The sequence below is a fragment of the Marinifilum sp. D737 genome, from assembly GCF_026672275.1.
Taxonomy (GTDB): Bacteria; Bacteroidota; Bacteroidia; order Bacteroidales; family Marinifilaceae; genus Marinifilum.
In genome coordinates this window covers 1-340 of sequence record NZ_JANQCD010000122.1, presented here as the reverse complement: position 1 = coordinate 340, position 340 = coordinate 1, and the positions used below count along the sequence as shown (strand labels likewise).

1 protein-coding gene is annotated in these 340 nt (G+C 48.5%); it reads right to left on the bottom strand.

All coding sequences use genetic code 11. The features are described from left to right. Positions 1-92: 92 nt before the first annotated feature. Positions 93-340 (bottom strand): hypothetical protein (locus NQ163_RS20700; RefSeq protein ID WP_268192202.1); only part of this gene is annotated, 248 nt, incomplete at its 5' end.

The window sequence follows — 340 nt, the reverse complement described above, 5'->3', positions numbered from 1 at the left end:
ACAGGCTCTCGCCCCTTCAGGGCTCAGGCAATGGAATCTATTCATTCGATGGGCTGCGCCCATCGCTATTGCTCTCGCCCTTTCAGGGCAATTCAAAAAAATAGTCCTAATAATCTAGCCTGCAAGGCTAATAGCAACAGCATAGGGCGCAGCCCTATGAACACAATGTAATAAGAAACAAGCCCTGCAAGGGCGTCAGCCAAACAAGGTTTCAAATGATATAGATGCATTAAAAAATAGGCTAACGCCCCTTCAGGGCTCAGGCAATGGAATCTATTCATTCGATGGGCTGCGCCCATCGCTATTGCTCTCGCCCTTTCAGGGCAATTCATGCTCCAGA